The sequence below is a fragment of the Leptolyngbya sp. 'hensonii' genome, assembly GCF_001939115.1.
Classification (GTDB): Bacteria; Cyanobacteriota; Cyanobacteriia.
The window spans coordinates 161,424-178,754 of record NZ_MQTZ01000011.1; the positions used below are offsets into that span (position 1 = coordinate 161,424).

Genomic DNA, 17,331 nt, shown 5'->3' on the forward strand with positions numbered 1-17,331 from the left:
TAGTTTTTCCCTCATCTTATCGTCTGGACAGTCGCCGATCCATGATGGAGAGAACCTCTGCCTCGTTGCTTTCGCGGGCCACCCGCACCAGTAGTCCAGCACAAACCAGACTGGCAATCATCGAACTGCCCCCGTAGCTGAAGAGAGGAAAGGGCAACCCTGTGGTGGGGAGGGTTCCTGTGGCAACCCCAATGTTGAGCAGGGATTGGCCCACCATCAGGATCACGGTTCCGATCGCCACCAACCGATGGACAGGGCGGCGAGCTTTCAAAGCAACTTTCAGCCCGATCGTGGTATATCCCACCAAAAGGGTCAGAATGAACAGGCTGCCGATAAAGCCAAATTCTTCGGCAAAAATGGAAAAGATAAAATCTGTATCCGCGATCGGTAAGAAGGAGAGCTTTTGTTGGGAAAATCCATAGCCCACACCCCAGGGACCACCGGAGCCGATCGCCAGCAGGCTCTGAATCAACTGGTATCCATCCTGGGCCGGATCTGCCCAGGGGTTCAGGAAAGACATCACCCGCCGTCGCTGGTACTCCCGCAGACTGATGCTGGAAACGGCTAGGATAATCCCCCCCAGGGCCGTACCAATCATATAGCGGTAGGGAAGACCCGCAGCCAGGGCAATCAACCAGATCACCATCCCACAGAGGGCAGCTGTACTCAGGTTAGGCTGCAATAGAATAGCTCCCAGTAACAAGCAGAAGATCCCCAGCCAGGTCAACCGATTCCGCCACGGTGTCCGCCCCCATTGCCCGAAGACCCGCGCACTTTGCAACACCAGGAAAGGTTTGATCAGCTCTGAAGGCTGGATGGGAACCGGCCCCAGAGATAACCAGCGGGTTGCACCGTTGGCTGTTGCACCGATACCCGGAACAAAGGTGGCCAGAATCAGCCCCAATAGAAGCAGCAAAAACCAGTCGGCAATACCCAGGATGTAGCGCAGGGAAGAGTTCACGATCACATTGAAGCCCAACAACCCAATCACCACCCAGAAGAGTTGGCGTTTGAAGTAGTAGAGCCCATCCCCATGATCGGCGTCCCCGATCGGATAGGAAGCCGAATAGAGGACGATCAGGCCAATTCCGAGCCAGAGAAACGTGAGCCACTTGAGCCAGCGAGCTTCTACGGCCCACTCCTCCGTTGAGGGATCGAAGAAGGGGATCAACCGACGCAGTTCCATAGAATTCCATATCTGGTGCTGAATCCCTGCCAGTATAGCGGAACTCCGAAATTTTGCACCCCCATGGATAGGGTGCTTCATGCTTGAGTTCTCTCCATCCCTCCAGGGAGAGGTGGCCCGCAGGGCCGGGGTGGGTCTAGGAGGACACCGAAATAGGAGGAACTTCCAGAACGATCGGACCCAGAATTCCTTTCCGGAAGTCATTCAAGATCTGGGCAGCCGTTCGCTCCCGATCGCCCTGATATCGCTGCTTGGCCAGAGTTTCCAGGTATTCTTCCCCGCTCATCGTGGCGGCATCCAGACCATAGCGGGTCTCTAAAGGATTCTCGGTCATTAGGGCCGGATGATCTCGCCGGAGTCGATTCAACTCGTCTACCAGCGTCCAGGTAACCCGCTGATGATCATAGGCGGCTTCCCCGATATCATCACAAATCGCCAGCCTCAGCGCTGCCTGCTGATTGTTCAGGCGGGAGGGCAGAACACCGGGCGCATCCAGTAACTCAATCTGGTCTGAAATCCGCACCCAACGAAGTTGACGGGTGATTCCAGCCCGACGAGCACTCGCCACCACCCGCCGATTCAGCAACCGGTTAATCAGGGCCGACTTGCCCACATTAGGGAAGCCAATCACGACAGCCCGTACCGGTCGGGGCAGCATGCCCCGACCGTGCCGTCGCTGATTCACCTGATCTCCCACGACCTGGGCTGCCTGAGCAACAGCATCGACACCCTTACCATGTTGGGCATCTGTAAAGTAGGGGGTCTCTCCCTGGCTCCGAAACCACCCCGTCCAGAGCTGACGGGCTGTTTCCGGAATCATATCCACCCGGTTCAGCACCAGAATTCGGGCCTTACTCCCCACCCATTGAGGCACCTGGGGATGATGGGTAGCTAAAGGAATCCGAGCGTCTCTCACTTCCAGAACCACATCCACCTTTTTGAGCTGCTCCATCAGGGCCCTTTCAGCTTTGGCGATGTGGCCGGGATACCACTGGATCAGGGGGGAACTCATATATTTTGATTAAGCGGACTCGATCGAATTATCTTCTGCTTCAGAAGCTTTGTCAGACCGGGTAGCAAATTCAGAATACTTTTCTAAATCCTGCACGGATTCTACAGGAGGCATCTCAATCCAGTTTCCTGTCTCATGAAGTTTGTCTACGTAAGCATAAAACGCTTCCTGATCCTCTCGATGAGCAAGAACGTAATGATGCAGTTCCTGCTGATTCATGGTTTGAAAGTTGGGTTGACTCATTCAAAGATTCTTTAAGGAACAATCAGGACAGGACAGGGCGACAGGTTAATCACCCGATTTGTGACACTATCGCTGGCCCCTTCTTCGGTTAACCCCAATCCCCGGCAGCCCATCACGATCAGATCGGCGTTGATTTCCTCTGCCACATCACAGATGGCAAAGGCAGGGGGCTTGGCACTTTCTTCTTCCAGAGTTTCGGCGCGGATGCCTTCCTGAGAGAACAGGGACTTGGCACTTTGCAGCAACTCCGCGATCGCCTCCGGGGAAGACATCACCCCTCCACTGGCTTCAGCCGCCTGAGGCCTTTCCACAATGGAGAGAATAACCAGACGGCTATTAAACGTCTTCACGAGCTGGGCAACCGTCTCGGCGGCCTGACGCGATTCGGGACTCTTATCGATCGGAAACAGAACAGTCTTAAACATGGCGCGCTTTTAGAGACACAAGCTTGGGTAGAATTAAAGGTTGGAAATACCAATGGTTAGCAAGTTCAAGTGAACTGGCGGCTGGCTCAAAAAACAATTTTGATGAGTATAAATGCTTATCAAGAGTAGTAGGATGTCAATAAGTATAAAGACGCATTCAGGAGATATTAGCCGTGCCCAAGAAAACTGTAGCAGATCTGTCGGCGTCCGATTTATCCGGCAAGCGGGTATTGGTCAGAGTTGACTTTAACGTCCCTCTGGATGATCAGGGCAATATTACGGATGATACCCGCATCCGGGCAGCCCTACCCACCATTAATGAGCTGGCGTCTAAAGGGGCGAAGGTGATTCTGTCCAGCCATTTTGGTCGCCCCAAGGGGGACGACTATGCCTCTCGCGTCTCGGATAAATTCCGGTTGACGCCAGTAGCGGCTCGTCTAGCAGAACTGCTGGGTAAGCCTGTGGTCAAAACGGATGACTGCATCGGCGACGACGTGGCTGCGAAAGTCGGGGCCATGCAGAATGGGGATGTGTTGCTCCTGGAGAATGTGCGCTTCCACCCCGGTGAAGAGAAGAATGACCCTGAATTCTCCAAGCAACTGGCTTCCGTCGCCGATCTGTACGTCAACGATGCCTTTGGTACGGCTCACCGAGCCCATTCCTCCACGGAAGGGGTGACTCAGTATCTGAGTCCTGCCGTGGCTGGCTTCCTGATTGAGAAAGAACTGAAGTACCTGCAGGCGGCGATCGAATCTCCTCAGCGTCCTCTGGCGGCTATCATCGGCGGTTCTAAGGTATCCAGCAAGATTGGGGTGATCGAAACCCTGCTGGAGAAAGTGGACAAACTGCTGATTGGCGGCGGCATGATCTTCACCTTCTATAAGGCGCGGGGTCTGAACGTCGGGAAGTCCCTTGTAGAAGAAGACAAGCTGGAACTGGCTAAAACCCTGGAAGCCAAAGCGAAGGAAAAGGGTGTGGAACTGTTGCTGCCTACAGATGTGGTGGTGGCGGATGCTTTTGCGGCAGATGCCAAGGCCCAGACTGTTAGCATTGAGAATATTCCCGATGGTTGGATGGGACTGGATATCGGTCCCGATTCTGTGAAGGTGTTCCAGGCTGCTCTGACCCAGTGCAAGAGCGCGATCTGGAATGGCCCCATGGGGGTATTCGAGTTTGACCAGTTCGCTGTGGGCACGGAAGCGATCGCCCGTACCCTGGCTGATCTGACCAAGCAGGGCGTGACCACCATCATCGGCGGTGGCGACTCTGTGGCAGCCGTGGAAAAAGTCGGGGTGGCCGATCAGATGAGCCACATTTCCACCGGTGGTGGAGCCAGCCTGGAACTCCTGGAAGGCAAGGAACTGCCTGGTATCGCTGCTTTAGACGAGGCTTAAGCCTGGATCGATTGAATCTACCCGTTGCAATGGGGTGCGTGAGTTGAAGGCTGACGCACCCTTTTATAATCAAAGGTGGGCACCCTGACGATCGATCTCCAGCACCGTCACTGCGGCCTGAATGCTCTGTTCCTTCCATGCGGTTGCGATCGCTGCCTGCACGGCGGTTGCTGTGGGAGCAGAGGCCAGGGCCAGCAGGGTTGGACCCGCTCCGCTGATCACCAGTCCATAGGCTCCGGCGGCCAGGGCTGCCGATCGCACTGCCCCATATCCCGGAATCAGGGTTTCCCGGTAGGGCTGGTGAATCCGGTCCTGCAGGGCAGCCGCCAACCAATCTTCCCGACCGGCTTCCAGTCCCCGCAGTAATAATCCCAAATGGGCGATGTTGAAGATGGCATCGGCTCGACTGTAGTTGGGGGGCAACACTTTGCGAGCTTCGGCAGTAGAGAGTTCAAAATCAGGGATGGCCAGCACCGGCACGATCGTGTCATGCCAGGGAATCTCGCAGGTCACCCAGCCCCTGTCCTGGCCGGATGCCGTTAACTGACACCCCCCCAGAAAAGCTGGGATCACATTATCGGGATGGCCTTCGATCACAATGGCCAGGTCCATCAACTCCCGCTGGGTAAAGGGATGGCCCGCCAGGGTATTCGCACCCACCAGGCCCCCCACGATCGCCGTGGCCGAACTCCCCAATCCCCTCGCCAGGGGAACTCCCAGATGAATGGTGATCTGAACGGGGGGTGCAGGTTGTTGCAGGTGCTCAAACAGGCGAGCAAAAGCCTGGTACGCCAGATTACTGGCATCGGTTTTGACCCGATCGGCCTCCAGACCCGTGACCTCAATCTGAACGGCTGCTGTCAACCCCGACACTGCTGTAGAAAATGTAAACTGGTTGTAAAGGGTCAGAGCTGCTCCCAGGCAGTCAAAGCCAGGACCCAGGTTGGCAGTAGTAGCAGGGACTATAACAGAAACCGTTGGCATGATCGGTGCAGAGAGGTAGAGGGGCACTGCCCACCGTACACCGATCGGTCTTCCAGTTCAACTGATTTCACGACTCACGCTAGTTTCGAACGTACCTGACGGGTCAGAAGTTGAGTTTTTAGGCCGTAGGAGATGGCTTCCAGGGTGCGGGTCAGGCCCCCACTGTTGAGCATCTGAGGCACTTTGCCAGCCTTACTACAGGAGAGTTTGGCCTTCTCCGTTAGCTTATGACTGGTGTAAGTCGTGATGATAAAGACCAGGTCAGCGCTGATCAGATGGCTCTCGGCCTGTTCCCACAAACTGGGTCCCGAATCTGCATTACACCAGACTAAAACGACATTCGAGCCTCTCAGCTTGCTTCTGACTGCGGCCTCTAAGCGTTCGTGCCCCCCATAGATGACTACTTTCCCTTCCAGTTCCAAATAGGGATTGGGCTGTTTTTCACTCTTCCGATGGTGGGTTTGAGGCTTGATGTCATTGGTTCTACCCGTGCGAGAGCGATTCTCCATCGCTTTGGTATAGATGAAAAACAGCGCCTGCTCATGGGAGTTATCAATTCGGGCCACCGGTCCTCGGGCACTGGTTCGATTGATCTGATCGACCAGCGCCTCAACAACCTCTTCCAGGGCTCCCATTTCTTTCAATTCATTCAGATAGCCCCTAACGGTAATTGCGGCATCCGTGGCATCAAAGAAGTCTTCCTGGTCTCGAATCATTTCCAACAAATCGGCCTTTAAACCCTGTCGCCATTGTTCCAGTTCCCTTGAAACCTGGCGGTTGAGAATTTGTTCTTCCTCCTGCAGCAGGCGGGCATCTACCACTTGGGCAGCCAGCAAATAGACATTGTCCAGTTGTTCCAGCAAGTAGGTTTGTTTTTCTTCCAGTTTCTTGCGGGTTAGGCTATCGGTTACGCTATTGCTTTCGAATTTTTCGAGGGTTTGTGTGACCTGATCGAGGAGCAGGGTCAACCGATCGCGAATTTCCTGGACGGCAACCTCTACTTCTTGTTCTCGTTGCTGCTGAAGTTGTTTTTCTGCTAACTCAACCTCAGCGGAAGAGATCAATTCAGTCACAGATTGCTCAAGGTCGTCCAGGATAGAAATATTCATAAGGAGAAAAAAAGGCCATAACTCTTTAATTATGGCACTTTCAGGCTCATTGCCTGATGCCGTCGTTCTCGATCGCGGCATACCCATCTGCCGGGAGTAACCCTAACCAGGGGTCGGAACTGGGGGTCAGAAAGAGCTGGCTATAGACCCGATCGTTTAAGGTTTCAACCTGATCTGTAGTCTGACCTTCGACAAACCACTGGTGAATCTGGTTATGGAGCAAATACTCGTTCCGCACCGTATCCAGGGCTATGACGGCTTCAAATTTGCTGAGAAGAGCTCCAAATGGATCGGCGGTGGAAGCTGGCACAGATTTTGTGGCAGCCAGGAGGGAGGGGTTCTTGCTTCGCATCAGATTGCGACTGCTGGTATCCAGGCGGGCATCATCCCGGTGCAATTCAGCCAGTTTGACCCAGGCTGCCTGATCCGTCACGGTCTCTAGCAGGGTGCGATTTCGGGCAGCCGCCAGGGAAATCCGCATCAGCAGAGGCATTTCCACGACCATTTTGCTGACAGCAACCCGACTGGCTTCTTCAGCAGTTGGGACTCCCTCAGGCAGGGGAGCCAGCTTGGGCACTGCCGTAATCCCTGCCTGTTTCAGATCTGCAGTCCAGGCTGTCTGGATGGCAGCCAACCGATCGCGGTGATACTGCTGCAGGAAGCTTTCCCGGTCAGCCCCTTGGCGACGGCCATATTCTTGCACAGCCTGTTCTGCCTGCTGTAACTGGCGCAGGAAGGCCTGGGGGCCATAAAGCCCTGGTAGAGCGTCGATCGGACGCCCCGCACTATCCAGGATGTAGTGAATGCTGTTACCAGTCAGGGTTCGTTCCAGTTTGCGGCCATCTCCAAAATCAATACTGACCTTGGGAACGGGCCGAACAGATTGCCAATGCAAAACAAACCGCTCCCGCAGCACCTGGGACACCTGAGCATTCGGGTATAGAATGATGCGGAAAAAGCGACTGTTGGCACAACTGAGTTCCTCATCCAGGCGACCCAGTAAGCGTAGGGACAGAATCGGCTTCCCTTCTGCCTTCGCAATGGCCTTGGCCTGTTCCAGATCGGTATACCAGTAAAGCCGGGAAGCATGACAATCTCGCTGTTGACAGAGGCTATCCAGGGCTGCCCTTACTTCTGGCTGAGGCAATGTCCCTAGAGGCAGATTGAGCTGTTGGGCATAGGTTTGCAGAAAGGTCTGGAGGCCAGATGAACCCTGGGTCCGCAATGCTGCAATCTGGGCTGCTGCTGCTTCTGGGGTCTGGGCCTGGACAATTGGAGCGGCAGAACCAAGGGCCACGATCGTCAGAACTGCGGCAGAGCTGAAATACCCAAACCTCATAAACCCTCCTGCAGGGAAATTTTTAGTCACTATAGCGAATCAAAAGCGAGGGAAGACTTTACGGCAACTTAAGTTATTTCTTCTCAGAGAATCTGCGGACAACCTGACCGGCTCTACAATGAATCCAGTTCTGTGACGTAAACCAACCCATAATGTTGCCACGGGAAGATCTGCTGAAAGGCGTCGAGCATCGGGAAAGTATGGCCCAGGCGATTGATCAGGCGAATCGGGCGATCGCCACCTGGGAAGTTGTTCTGACTGATTTTCTTGCTCCTCCCGAACTGGCTGAGGTCCAGCAACGTTTCCAGCGCCTGACAGATATTCAACTCCTGGCTTGGGGCGGCTATCCCCAGGCCGAGCGGCAGCGGTTGGCGATTGCTCGCGCTGAACTGCCCCTGGAAGAATCTCAGGTGGCCGTGGCCGTGCTGGACATTGCCGGTAACTTCCTCTTCGATACCGCTACCCATCGGGATTTTCTGGGGGCTATGCTGGGGACCGGAATTGTCCGAGACAAGGTGGGGGATCTCATCGTTTTGGGGGAACGGGGAGCCCAGGCGATCGTGGTGCCGGAACTGGTGGAATTTCTGGAACTTCATCTGGTCCAGGTTCGATCGGTGCCAGTCCAGACTCGCCGCATTGATGCCAGTGCGCTAAAAGTTAGAGAACCCAAAAAGAAAGAGATGACAACTGTGGAGGCTTCGATGCGGCTGGATGCGATCGCCTCTGCTGGATTTGGCATGTCTCGCAGCAAAATGGCTGATCTGATTACGTCTGGGGAGGTCCGAGTGAATTGGAAAGAGGTTGCCCAAAGTAGCCATCAGATCAAGTCAGGAGACTTGATTGCGGTTCGAGGGAAGGGTCGGGTGGAAGTTGGAGACGTTGCCATCACGAAAAAGGACCGCTATCGAATTCATTTGACTCGGTATGTTTAAGTTCAGTATGTTTCGGGAGTTGACAGATTGTTAAGGTTCGAAAGATAACATTAATTAGGTGAGCATTTCTATCTGATCTCCACACTGGATCAGGCATTACTATTGAGCAAGTGTTATCAGGGTAAATGACAGATTGAATGGTTGGTGAAGTGTTGGACTGCCGCAACAATCCAAAATTAGTGATATCAATTCAATAGAATTCAATGCAGAAACAGATGGGATGGCCAGAGCGGGTTAAGTGGCACAAATCTCAAGGGTAATCCTGGTGCTGTTGGTTTCTACCTTGTTCCATCCAACCCACAGTTATGGCCACCTTAGCAGGAATTCTTATTACTAGAAGCAGCACCAATGTAGAATGAGGCAGGAAAATTTACATGACAGATCCAGATTCAAAGCCTTGTTCAAATTTTTTTTCTGGTCTTCTGATCAATTCCTTTTTACTGCTGACTTTTTTGACATTGTCTTCTCTTAAGCTGGATCTTCCGGGTCAATCTGCCGCAGGTCAGATTTCTAAGACTGATAAGCAGAAGAACCCAGGCCAGCAACCTGCCACAGGTCAGATTTCTAAGACTGATAAGCAGAAGAACCCAGGCCAGCAACCTGCCACAGGTCAGATTTCTGCACCGGATAAACCCAAAGAAAATAATCAGCAACCTGCCACAGGTCAGATTTCTGCACCGGATAAACAGGAGAAACCTAATCAGCAACATTTTTCTACAGTCATCTCGATATCAGTTGCCTCTCTAACTTTTGCAATTGCATTAGGAGGATTAGCGCTTTACTCTCGGGCCCGGGTAATCCGGCGATGGAAAGTAGCCGAGCGAGTGTTTCGGCGAACTGAAGCACTCAACCAAGCGATTCTGAAAGCAATTCCTGATTTGATTATGCGGCTCGATCGGCAGGGGAATTACCTTGAGGTGATTCAGGCTGAGGGTTTCAATACGTTTTATCCAAATTTAATCGGGAGAAATATCCGAACTGTGCTGCCTTCAGAAATGGCAGAACAGCGATTGCAACTCATTGAACGGGCCTTATCAACGGGAAAATCTCAGTCCTGCGACTATCAGATCTGGTTAGAGGGCCAATTGCATTACCAGGAAGCTCACATTACAGCCAATGGGGACAATGAGGTTCTGATCATTGTTCGAGATATCACTGAGCAAAGAAATGCAGAAGCTGCTCTGCGGGAAAGTGAAGAGCGTTATGCTCTGGCTGCTCAAGGAGCCAATGATGGCTTGTGGGATTGGAACCTGAGGTCTAAGGTTGCCTATTTTTCACCCCGATGGAAGGGCATGCTGGGCTGGATGGAAGAGGAGATTAGCAATAAGCCGGAAGAGTGGCTTAGCCGCATTCATCCGGATGATGTCGATCGGGTGAATCGTGAACTCAAAGCCCATTTCGATAATATGACATCCCACTTTGAAAGTGAGCATCGAATATTGCATCGAGATGGGAAGTACCGATGGGTGCTCAGCCGGGGCTTTGCAGTCCGAGATGAGGAGGGCCAGGTTTATCGGATTGCCGGGTCCCAAACGGATATTACTGAACGAAAAGTGGCGGAGCAACAGCTCATCCATGATGCGTTCCACGATACCCTGACTAATCTGCCCAATCGAGCCCTCTTCAAGGATCGGTTGCGTCAGATTATGGAACGAGCTCGCCGCCATCGAGACTACATCTTTGCCGTTCTGTTCCTGGATCTCGATCGGTTTAAAGTGATTAACGATAGTCTGGGACATCTGGTTGGGGATCAACTACTCACTGAGATTGCAAGTCGATTGCGAGCCTGCCTGCGGACCACGGATACGGTGGCCCGTTTGGGAGGCGATGAATTTGCGATTCTTCTGGAAGAGATCTCCGTGGTCAGTGATGCCACAGATGTCGCAACCCGAATTCAGCAGGAATTATCCCGTCCCTTTGATCTGAATGGCCATGAGGTATTCACAACCGTCAGTATTGGGATTGCCCTGAATGCACCCGACTATGACCAACCAGAGGATTTACTACGGGATGCAGACACGGCTATGTATCGAGCAAAAGCCTTAGGCAAAGCTCGTTATCAGGTTTTCGATCAGGCCATGCATGTGAAGGCAGTCACCCAATTACAAGTGGAACGGGATCTGCGCTGGGCGATCGATCGCCAGGAGTTGAGCCTCCGCTATCAGCCGATCGTCTCTCTGGGTACAGGTGCGTTGCTGGGTTTTGAAGCGCTGATCCGCTGGCAACACCCGGAACAGGGGTTTCTTTCCCCGGATAAATTTATTCCTGTGGCAGAAGAAACTGGACTGATTATCCCGATCGGGTTCTGGGTTTTACGAGAAGCCTGTCGCCAAATGCGGATCTGGCAGAAAACGCTCAAGCCCAATCCACCTCTGGTTGTCAGCGTCAACCTCTCCAGTAAACAGATTGCCCATCCCAATTTTGTGGACAGTGTCCGAGCGATTTTGCAGGAGACTGGTCTGGAGGGCAAGTTTCTGAAATTGGAAATCACGGAGAGCGTCATCCTGGAAAATGCCGATGCGGCGATCGATATTTTGCAACAAATTCAATCCCTGGGCATCCAGACTGCCATTGATGATTTTGGCACCGGTTACTCTTCCCTCAGTTATTTACACCGGCTTCCCATTGATACCCTCAAGATCGACCGCTCGTTCATTAACCGGGTTGACTCCGATGGAGACAAACTGGAACTGGTGAGAACGATCGTCACCCTGGCCTGGAATTTGGGGATGGATGTGGTTGCCGAAGGGGTCGAAACCAATATGCAGTTAGCTCAGCTCAAAGCCCTGAAATGTGAGTTTGCTCAGGGATATCTCTTTTCTGTGCCGCTGGATATTGGTGCCACAACGGCCTTTATCCAGCGAAGTATCGGTATGGAAGTCCAGACGTCTCAGAATGATGATGATGAGACCAGAATGTGGTAGCCCAAGCCATGCCAGCAGGCTGCTGACCCGACTAGAATTAGAGAAAGTTAAACAGACGGGTAACTTCGATGATTCCAACCGTAATTGAAACCTCAGGTCGGGGTGAACGTGCTTTTGATATCTACTCTCGTCTGTTACGGGAGCGCATTGTATTTTTAGGGCAGGCGATCGATGCGGAAGTGGCTAACTCTATCGTGGCCCAACTACTATTCCTGGAGGCCGAGGATCCAGAACAGGATATCTACCTCTACATCAACTCTCCCGGTGGCTCGGTGACCGCAGGTATGGGTATTTTTGATACCATCAACCACATTCGACCAGATGTTTCAACCATTTGCATCGGATTGGCAGCCAGCATGGGGGCTTTTCTCCTGACCGCTGGGACCAAAGGCAAACGCCTCAGCCTGCCCCACTCTCGAATCATGATTCACCAACCGTTGGGAGGGGCTCAGGGACAAGCCACGGATATCGAGATTCAGGCGAAGGAAATCCTGTATCACAAGCGCCGGATTAACGAAATTCTGTCGGAGAGAACTGGCCAACCGATCGATCGGATTGAACAGGATACTGAGCGGGATTTTTTCATGTCGGCAGCAGAGGCTGTAGAGTATGGCCTCATCGATCGGGTGTATAACCGTCGGCCTTCGGCTTCCCAACCGGTGAACTAGACACTGCTGGCAAGCATTTATACCTTCAGGAAAATTGGACCCCCCTATCTGTTCTCAGAAGTCAATTTCAATCCCCTCCCAGGAGCAGGGACTATTCATTTTCTAGAGACAATTTCCCTCCCTCGCGGTCAGGCTCTGCTGGGGTGGGTCCAACCTGAGTGGTGGCCCGCAGAACTGGAGAGCATCTGGGTCCATCTATCCTCAAGGTGAAGGCTGCGCCTGCAAATAGTGCAGAAAGTCCAGCAGTTCCTCATCCGTCAGGTGCTGGCGCGATCGCTTGCCGTAGGTGGCCTTCAGGTGCTGGCGACCCTGTTCATCACTCCAGCCCAGTCGCTTGATTTCAACGGTTGTTTGGGCAATCACATCCGACATATCGATCGGGGGAGGGGAGTTACGCTGCTCAACCGGTGGCAACGCAGCACTTTCCACTACAGGGCCATCTGTTTTCGGATCCAACATAGCGGGCTCACCCTCTGCCTCCTGATTGAGTGCAGGCCGTTCCAGAATCGGGACTGTTTTCGGACGCGACGGGGCTGGCTCTGCCTCCTGGGGCAAAGCAGTAGGGCTGATCGGCTCTGCCCAGGCATTGGTTTCTTGGGCAGGGCTGGGCAGAACTGCGGAGAGGGATAAGGAGGGAAGATTAGCAGGTCCAGCACCAGAGCCCGATCGGTCCACAGTAGTTGCCTGTAGCTCTGAGCCATAGGGGATCAGGGGTGCAATATCCAGCATTGCCATTGCCCGAATTCTGGCCCGATCTTCAGCAACTTCAACAGTATCAGCCCCGGCCAGACTGGTAACCAGCGTTGTTCCATCCACTTGCAGAGAAACACGTACCATACAGGTTCCATTGCAGACTTCCAGTAGCTCAGAAATCATGCTGCCAGTCGGATAACGAACTCGGAATTGAGCGAACAAAGAACTCTGGACAATTTTTGGTGTTCCAGCTAACATTTTCTAGATTTTCAGATGAGAGTTAAGCTTGATTAAGAAACCATTGCTACTTAGCCTGATTGCTTCTAATCGCAATTGGCTAACGGGCAACCATTCAAACCAATAATGTTAGATCAATTCTTAGATACTCCGATTCAATTTGGCTTCGACACCCTGGCCCTACTGGTTATCCTCATCGCCCTGGAAGCCGTCCTTTCGGCAGATAATGCGATCGCCCTGGCAGCCCTTTGTCAGGGTCTGGAAGATGGAAAACAGCAACGTCAGGCCCTTAATTTGGGTTTGGCAGTGGCTTTCTTACTCAGGGTCCTGTTGATTTTAACGGCTTCCTGGGTGACCAAGTTCTGGCAGTTTGAGCTAATGGGGGCTGCATACCTCTTGTGGCTGGTGTTTCAATACTTTACCTCTGAACAGGGCAAAGACCACGAACACCATGGTCCTCGCTTCAAGTCTTTGTGGCATGCGATCCCCGTGATTGCGGTCACAGACCTGGCGTTTTCCCTGGACAGCGTCACGACTGCGATCGCAGTCTCTCAAGACACCTGGCTGATTATTACGGGTGTTGTGATCGGTATTATTACCCTGAGATTCATGGCTGGGTTATTCATTCGTTGGCTGGATGAATTTGTCCATCTGGAGGATGCCGGGTATATCACCGTTGGTCTGGTTGGCTTTAGACTTCTATTGCGGGTCTTTGATTCTAAGCTGATTCCCCCAGAGTGGTTAATGATTTCTCTGATTGCGATCTTATTTGTCTGGGGCTTCTCCAAGCGTAAAATCCTGGATGCCCCGATCGACAAAGGTCAACAATCCTCCACAAGCCAACAATCCCCCGTAGCAGAAGACTCCAACCTTTAAAGAACCTACCTCCAATGTGACGCATTTCTTGTCCTTAAAGATTATCCTCGGCCTGGTTCCGTAGAAATCGTTCAGTAGATTTACTTCGACTAGGTTCAGCTAGGACGCTACTTCATGATGCAATTACAGATGTTTGTTGGGGGTTGGATCTGACATTATTACTCGGTATAGGCCTGTTGATCATCAACTGAAAAATTCTAATATCTCCTGAGTGCTGGCCAGTCAAAAGTTGCTGGAAGTGGAGCAGTCTGGGTCCTGGGATTTTATTCAGGTTGTTGGATAGGTTTTTATTCAGTTCAAAGGCATATTCTGATGCAGAACTTGAATCAGGGCACTTCTTTCTACAGTATCTACCAGGGTAAGCGGGTGATCCAACTCAGAGCAGGCTGTGATGATTATCCCGAGCTCCGGATTATCAGCACGTCCCGCTCCTATGAGTCAGCCTATCACGTGGCTAAAGTGACAGCCGAGTTCAGGAATGTGCCGTTTGAAAATCTTGTTCCTCTGGAGTTGCTGGAACCGGAAACTGGCTTAAAAACTGGTTCTACGTAATTTTTCAGCCCTTTCATCACGTCTGTAGGTTTTCTCAGGGGTGACAATTCTGATGAGACTTGCCTGCTCTAGCAGGGTCAGAAAATCACCCCGAGACGCCTCAACTGTCAGCTCCTTTAAAGGTGTCCGTGGAGCAATTGGACCCAATCACGTCTCAGGGTAAAACAGCTACCACAGCTTTACGGAATTTTATAAATTATTCTGCCCATTCCGGGCACTATAGCTTTATAGAAAATTTACAAATGGCGCTGGTAGCTCCATCCACAATTTCTGCACATTTAAAATCTATTCTTACAACAGGTAAGTGATGTATCAGGACGATGAGCAAACGGCCATGACTCCAAGTGTGGAATCCAGCGCGATCTTAATCGTGGACGACAATCCAACCAATTTAGAAGTCCTATCTGAAACACTGGCTCAGGAAGGATTCCAGATTGCCGTTGCCGTTGATGGAGAGAGTGCCCTGGAGCAGGTCAAGTATCATGTGCCTGAATTAGTCCTGTTAGATGTCATGATGCCTGGAATCGACGGATTTGAAACCTGTCGGCGTTTGAAGGCAGATCCGCGCTCTCGAGACATTCCAATCATCTTCATGACCGCGCTCTCGGATACAGAGAACAAACTCAAGGGGCTGTCCCTGGGGGCTGTAGATTACGTCACCAAGCCCTTCCAGGGCGAAGAAGTTCTGGCCCGAATTCGAATTCACTTACAAATTCGTAACCTGACCCAGGTGCTGGCCGAGCAAAACAACGTGCTCAAGCATGAAGTTGAACAGCGGCAGAAGGCAGAAGACGCATTGTTACAACTGAACCAGAGTTTAGAGGAGCAGGTTGACAAGCGCACCTCAGAATTGAAAGAGGCTCTCCAGCAACTTCAGCAAGCCCAGATGGAAATGATGCAGCAAAATAGAGAGCTGGAGAAGCGCGTCGAACAACGGACCACAGAATTACGGGAAGCCAAAGAGGCTGCTGATGCAGCTAACCGGGCCAAGAGTGAGTTTCTTGCCAATATGAGCCATGAAGTTCGCACTCCCCTCAATGGCATTCTGGGCTACACCCAAATTATGCAAACCTCCAAAGATTTGCCTAGCAAAGTTCGTAAAGGTGTCAATGTCATCCATCAATGCGGCACCCATTTATTGACCCTGATTAACGATATCCTCGATATCTCTAAGATTGAAGCCCAAAGAATGGAGCTGTGCCCGATCGGCTTTCATCTGCCTTCTTTTCTGGAAGCTGTAGCTGAAATTTGCAGTATCCGGGCCAATCAAAAGAAAATTGCCTTTATTCATCAATTAGATGCTTATTTGCCGGAAGGGATCTATGCCGATGAAAAGCGATTACGGCAAGTATTGATTAATTTGTTGGGCAATGCCGTTAAATTTACTGAGAAAGGAGGCGTAACTTTCAAGGTAGAGGTTGTGCAACGAGCAGACATTCTTACCCCTGATGCCTGCGACTGGATATTTCCCATGGATTCCAGAACTAAACTCAGGTTCACGATCGAAGACACGGGCATTGGTATCCCTCCAGAGCGGCTCAGAACAATTTTCAAGCCTTTTGAGCAGGTTGGTGCGGGCAAACTTCATTCAGAAGGAACAGGTCTGGGGTTGGCTATCAGCCAGAGACTTTTGAACCTGATGCAGAGCCAGATTGAAGTCACCAGCACACCGGGAAAGGGAAGCACTTTCTGGTTTGAAGTCGAACTCCCAACGACCTCTTCCTGGCGATTGGTGCAGGAAGTAACCTCCCAGGGAACTATTGTTGGCTTTACCGATAAGCCTCGAACAATTCTGGTGGTCGATGACCGCTGGGAAAATCGTTCCGTCATTGTCAATCTGCTCCAGCCCTTAGGCTTCCAGGTCGTTGAAGCAGCCAATGGAGAAGAAGGGATTGCCAAAGTGTTGGAAGTACAGCCGGATTTGCTGATTGTTGATTTGGTGATGCCAGTGATGGATGGTTTTGAGATGGTGCGTGAACTGCGGCAATTACCGCAAGGAAGGGATCTTGCTATTATTGCTTCTTCCGCCAGCGTATTCGAAGGGGATCAGGTTAAGAGCCTGACTGTCGGCGCAAATGAGTTTCTGTCAAAGCCAATTGAGGCAACCTCTTTGCTGGAAATGTTGCGAACACATCTCAACCTGGAATGGACTTATGAGAAACAGACCATGGAGGTGAAGCGGCGGGAAGATTTCCCTGTTGCAGTAGAGTCCATGACTCAAAATCTGATCTTTCCACCAGTAGAATTCTTGATTAAATTACAAAATTTGGCCAGGAAAGGGGATATGGATGGAGTTTTAGAGGCTTCTTGCAAACTAGAAAAAATGGGGGAAAATTTCGCGCCATTTTCACACAAAGTAATTGCCCTTGCTGAAGGTTTTCGGGTTAAAGAATTGCAATTATTTATCTCCGAATGTATGGCTCATCCAGCCTCATTGACTGATTACTGTGCGGAAGGATAGCAAAATTTCTCCAGGGTGGATTTACTAATTCATCTACAATACGTCGTTCCCTGAATAGGTTATGGACCTTACTATGATGGATTTATATGAGTCTATCACTGACTTAAGTACTTGTATTATCTTGCTGGTGGATGACAATCCAACCAACTTATCTGTACTTTCCCTGGCCCTCAAACAAGTTGGGTTTAAAGCCAGGGTTGCGGTTGACGGTGAAAGCGCGATCGAACAGGTGGAGGAAGACCCACCCGATCTAATTTTGATGGATATTCAAATGCCCGGAATGGATGGGTTTGAGG

At 51.6% G+C, this 17,331-nt stretch carries 16 protein-coding genes; 8 read left to right on the forward strand and 8 right to left on the reverse strand.

Translation table 11 applies throughout. The annotated features are described in order from the left end of the window. Nucleotides 1-16: 16 nt before the first annotated feature. From BST81_RS04355 to BST81_RS04370, 4 genes are read right to left on the reverse strand one after another with little or no spacing between them, the layout of a single operon-like run. Nucleotides 17-1,267, reverse strand: coding sequence for an FtsW/RodA/SpoVE family cell cycle protein (locus BST81_RS04355; RefSeq protein ID WP_363079307.1), 1,251 nt, complete (start codon nt 1,265-1,267; stop codon nt 17-19). Nucleotides 1,268-1,322: 55 nt separating this feature from the next. Then, complete coding sequence (gene ylqF, locus BST81_RS04360; RefSeq protein ID WP_075597309.1) at nt 1,323-2,198, reverse strand: ribosome biogenesis GTPase YlqF; 876 nt, start codon at nt 2,196-2,198, stop codon at nt 1,323-1,325. Between the two features lie 9 nt (nt 2,199-2,207). Then, nucleotides 2,208-2,441, reverse strand: a complete 234-nt coding sequence (locus tag BST81_RS04365) for a hypothetical protein (protein WP_075597310.1) — start codon at nt 2,439-2,441, stop codon at nt 2,208-2,210. An 11-nt stretch (nt 2,442-2,452) separates the two neighbouring features. After that, a complete protein-coding gene (locus BST81_RS04370; RefSeq protein ID WP_075597311.1) occupies nt 2,453-2,866 on the reverse strand; it encodes a universal stress protein in 414 nt (137 codons plus the stop codon). Between the two features lie 173 nt (nt 2,867-3,039). On the opposite strand from BST81_RS04370, the gene BST81_RS04375 reads away from it, so the two are divergent. Further along, entirely contained in the window at nt 3,040-4,260 is a 1,221-nt protein-coding gene (locus BST81_RS04375) for a phosphoglycerate kinase (protein WP_075597312.1), read from the forward strand. Between the two features lie 69 nt (nt 4,261-4,329). On the opposite strand, the gene thrB is transcribed toward BST81_RS04375, so the two are convergent. The 3 genes from thrB to BST81_RS04390 all read right to left on the reverse strand — a co-directional run bounded on the left by thrB (nt 4,330) and on the right by BST81_RS04390 (nt 7,692). Continuing rightward, the gene (gene thrB, locus BST81_RS04380; RefSeq protein WP_075597342.1) at nt 4,330-5,244 is read right to left on the reverse strand and encodes a homoserine kinase; all 915 of its coding nucleotides are present in this window, start codon (nt 5,242-5,244) and stop codon (nt 4,330-4,332) included. A gap of 74 nt (nt 5,245-5,318) precedes the next feature. Continuing rightward, nucleotides 5,319-6,353, reverse strand: a complete 1,035-nt coding sequence (locus tag BST81_RS04385; RefSeq protein ID WP_075597313.1) for a DUF2325 domain-containing protein — start codon at nt 6,351-6,353, stop codon at nt 5,319-5,321. Between the two features lie 46 nt (nt 6,354-6,399). Beyond that, nucleotides 6,400-7,692 carry a hypothetical protein gene (locus BST81_RS04390; protein ID WP_075597314.1) on the reverse strand — a complete coding sequence of 431 codons (1,293 nt, stop codon included), beginning with the start codon at nt 7,690-7,692 and terminating at the stop codon, nt 6,400-6,402. Between the two features lie 152 nt (nt 7,693-7,844). Here BST81_RS04390 and BST81_RS04395 point away from each other — a divergent pair, with 152 nt between their 5' ends. The 3 genes from BST81_RS04395 (at nt 7,845) to clpP (ending at nt 12,216) form a co-directional block, all read left to right on the forward strand. After that, complete coding sequence (locus BST81_RS04395; RefSeq protein ID WP_075597315.1) at nt 7,845-8,624, forward strand: photosystem II S4 domain protein; 780 nt, start codon at nt 7,845-7,847, stop codon at nt 8,622-8,624. Between the two features lie 452 nt (nt 8,625-9,076). After that, complete coding sequence (locus tag BST81_RS04400; RefSeq protein ID WP_216351201.1) at nt 9,077-11,548, forward strand: bifunctional diguanylate cyclase/phosphodiesterase; 2,472 nt, start codon at nt 9,077-9,079, stop codon at nt 11,546-11,548. Nucleotides 11,549-11,616: 68 nt separating this feature from the next. Further along, entirely contained in the window at nt 11,617-12,216 is a 600-nt protein-coding gene (clpP, locus tag BST81_RS04405; protein WP_075597317.1) for an ATP-dependent Clp endopeptidase proteolytic subunit ClpP, read from the forward strand. A gap of 201 nt (nt 12,217-12,417) precedes the next feature. Here the strand turns inward: clpP and BST81_RS04410 are convergent, their stop codons facing one another. Next, nucleotides 12,418-13,092 carry a hypothetical protein gene (locus BST81_RS04410; RefSeq protein WP_171974663.1) on the reverse strand — a complete coding sequence of 225 codons (675 nt, stop codon included), beginning with the start codon at nt 13,090-13,092 and terminating at the stop codon, nt 12,418-12,420. A 180-nt stretch (nt 13,093-13,272) separates the two neighbouring features. Here BST81_RS04410 and BST81_RS04415 point away from each other — a divergent pair, with 180 nt between their 5' ends. The 4 genes from BST81_RS04415 to BST81_RS04430 form a co-directional block, all read left to right on the forward strand. After that, complete coding sequence (locus tag BST81_RS04415) at nt 13,273-14,022, forward strand: DUF475 domain-containing protein (RefSeq protein ID WP_075597318.1); 750 nt, start codon at nt 13,273-13,275, stop codon at nt 14,020-14,022. A 312-nt stretch (nt 14,023-14,334) separates the two neighbouring features. Further along, nucleotides 14,335-14,574, forward strand: coding sequence for a hypothetical protein (locus BST81_RS04420; RefSeq protein WP_075597319.1), 240 nt, complete (start codon nt 14,335-14,337; stop codon nt 14,572-14,574). 307 nt (nt 14,575-14,881) lie between these two features. Further along, nucleotides 14,882-17,035 (forward strand): response regulator, encoded by a 2,154-nt coding sequence (locus BST81_RS04425; protein ID WP_075597320.1) that lies wholly within the window; start codon nt 14,882-14,884, stop codon nt 17,033-17,035. A 61-nt stretch (nt 17,036-17,096) separates the two neighbouring features. Next, nucleotides 17,097-17,331: response regulator (locus BST81_RS04430; protein WP_253188079.1), on the forward strand; the 235-nt coding region annotated here is incomplete at its 3' end.